The following is a 2,859-nucleotide window of genomic DNA, read 5'->3' as shown; positions in this document are numbered from 1 at the left end:
CATTGTATACGGGGACAAGGGCTTCCCATGCTTTTCTTCCGGCTTTCCGGTATAATTTCCAGGTTCCGGCAAAATGAAGGAGTTGCAGAAAGAGGAAAAATAAAAACCAGCCTGTTATAGTCATACGAACGAAAACTTTACTTGGTTTGTTTATATTTTAGGAGTGTTAAAATACACAAAAGCGTTACAGTTATCCGCGAAGTTAACGCATGTTTAACAAACTGCAGCGCTATATATATGAAAAACTTAAAGAAATCTCCGGGAGAGGCACGTAGTTATTTTCCGGGTATATTACAGGATTTTATTAAAGGAACAGTGTGAAGACAGGAAACCTCCTGTGGTTTCAGGATCATATTTTCCATATGCGGAGTAGTGGAGGGAAGATGGAATGGGGGAGAAGCTGTTTTTTCTTTGCGGAACCTTCTGGTTAATAACCGGTCTGTTTTATAGGCTTCAGCTTCCCAGGGGGTTTGTCTGTCATATATGTAGGCACGGTATTTTTTGCCCTCCCACATAATATGGTTTTTATTCAGGGGGATAAGCTCTTTTTTTGCGTATTGCTTTACATGGACCATCTCATGGGCAAGAACGAGCCTGCGGCGCATGGCATTTAAACGGGGATCGATACGGATAATGATGTGCCGATAACCATCGGGCTGAGAAGTGTTTTGACGGAAAGTAACACCCAGCATACCGCCGGGAATATGCCTGTTATAACACACGGTGAGATGAATGTTTTCGCGGATGTCCAGGTATTTCATGTATTGCCGGACCTCGTGCTTTATGGTTTCGGGATTATCACTGTATTTAACCATGATGACAGGTTGGGAGAGGGACTGTAATACAGGAAAGAGACAGAACAGAAGGGATAAAATGAATACATGCATAACGGACGTTTTTTGATTGGAATACCGACACGAAAATATCCGTATTCCGTTACCGTTATTGCTGTAAAGGGACAAAGGGAGGGACCAGAAGGCTATATCACGGTAAAACGGTTTTAAATGCCGCTTGTCATACCCTGACAGTTGTTGGGAGCAGTAAAATGCCTGTTGGTATTTTTGAAGTGTAATCTGTAAACAGGGGAGGGCTAGACCGGGGGAAGTATCTGGGCTTCCAGATAGCTGAGGGCATTCGGCCCTTCGTTAAAGAGGAGGTCCAGTATGCTGAGGTTACTAATAAACCCGTGTTTTTCCCCGAATACCTGTGTATAAGGTTCAAGGGGGAATTCCGGTTCTCCCTTGGCGTTTACCATGAACCTGTAGTCTTTCATGCCCGATACTTCTCTTTCATAGGCAGATGTCTTGCCGTATTCCGGATTGATCTGGAGGATATCACAGACAAATGCTATGGTTTCCAGGTTGAGATCCATGAGAAACTCCGGTTTCTTCTCGAAAACAGGGGCGAGATCGTCTTCGTAAAATTCAAAAAAGGGAGACGTCCTGTAAGCCGTTTGCAAGGTTTTCCAATGCTGTTTTCGCCAGTTGAAATCGTTCTCTATACGTATGTCCCGGTATTTCTGATGTTCCCCCGTTTTACTGTGCTTTACCGGTATGGTGAGCAGTTGTTTTCCTCCCGGGCCGTAAATATACATACGGTTGCGGTAGGTTTGTTTCTGAAAGTTATCCTCTGCTTCGAGGATTACCCGGTGGTTTACCAGGGCAACCATGTGCATGACAGAGGGGAAATAGGTAGGATGTATGAGTATCTTTTGTTCCATGCATGAAAAAGGGTACCGGGAACGGAATGGGGAGTTCCCGGTTCGTGATTATTTTTTTCGTCTTTTAAGTACAAAGCTGAAGATCACCCACGCCACTACGATAATCAATACGTATTTCAGGTAAGAAACAGGTTCTCCGGAACCGCCCACCGTGGTGAAGATCCGTTCCCAGCGTACATTTCCGCCCTGGCTGTCCCAGCTCATCCAGATAAATACGGGTTTGCCAACGATGTGATCTTCCGGTACATATCCCCAGTACCTGCTGTCTTCGGAATTATGACGGTTATCGCCCATCATCCAGAAATAATCCTGCTTAAAGGTATAGGAATCCGCCGGTTTGCCGTTAATAATTATCTGCTCTCCTTCCGCTTCCAGGATATTATGCTCGTATTCTTCAATGATCCTTTTGTAAAAGGGCAGGTTTTCGGCGGTGAGCGCAACGGTTTTCCCTTTTTCGGGAATGTAAACAGGTCCGAAATTATCCCCGCTCCATCCGGTAGTCCCGGTATTCGGAAAAATACGGGAATTGGCTCCGCCAGCCGGTTCTATACGCCTTTCCACACTTACCACATTGGGAGTTTTTTCCAGGCGTAAAGCACTTTCTTCGGTAAGCGAAGTGAATTGATAGGCATTGTTCCCCACCCGATAGAAAGGGTCTGTTACACCGAACCTTTCGTACATATAGGCACGGCTTAATTCTCCTCCTTTGGTGGTTACGGTATAAGAATACTGTGTTCTGGCGCGGTCGGGAAGTTGTGTCCTTTTACCGTTAATGTAAACATAGCCGTCCCTTATTTCCAGGGAATCCCCGGGAATCCCGACACATCTTTTTACATAATTGGATTTTTTATCTATCGGTTTCCGGATGTCCCGGCTCCGGTGGTCGCCAAAATAGCGTACGGTATCCGTAGGCCAGTTGAATACCACGATGTCGTTTCGTTTTATTTTCTGAAGGGCAGGAAAACGAAAGTAAGGGAGTTGCGGTTTGTTTAAGTACGATTTGATCTTCAGTCCGGGAATAGTATCGTGTACCATGGGCGCGGCAACTGCGGTCATGGGAGCCCTGGCCCCGTAGTGGAACTTGCTCACAAACAAAAAATCACCAACCAGTAATGATTTTTCTAATGAAGAGGTGGGGA

At 45.4% G+C, this 2,859-nt stretch carries 3 protein-coding genes; all 3 read right to left on the bottom strand.

Annotated features, from left to right (window positions below; translation table 11 throughout):
- Nucleotides 1-275 precede the first annotated feature (275 nt).
- On the bottom strand, nt 276-887 hold the full coding sequence (locus ED312_RS23440) for a hypothetical protein (RefSeq protein ID WP_123218440.1): 612 nt from the start codon (nt 885-887) through the stop codon (nt 276-278).
- A gap of 203 nt (nt 888-1,090) precedes the next feature.
- Nucleotides 1,091-1,720, bottom strand: a complete 630-nt coding sequence (locus tag ED312_RS23435; RefSeq protein ID WP_123218439.1) for a WbqC family protein — start codon at nt 1,718-1,720, stop codon at nt 1,091-1,093.
- 48 nt (nt 1,721-1,768) lie between these two features.
- A partial coding sequence (lepB, locus tag ED312_RS23430) for a signal peptidase I (RefSeq protein ID WP_123218438.1) occupies nt 1,769-2,859 on the bottom strand: 1,091 nt, incomplete at its 5' end.

It is taken from the genome of Sinomicrobium pectinilyticum (assembly GCF_003725735.1).
Taxonomy (GTDB): Bacteria; Bacteroidota; Bacteroidia; order Flavobacteriales; family Flavobacteriaceae; genus Sinomicrobium; species Sinomicrobium pectinilyticum.
This window is presented reverse-complemented; position numbering and strand designations above follow the sequence as displayed.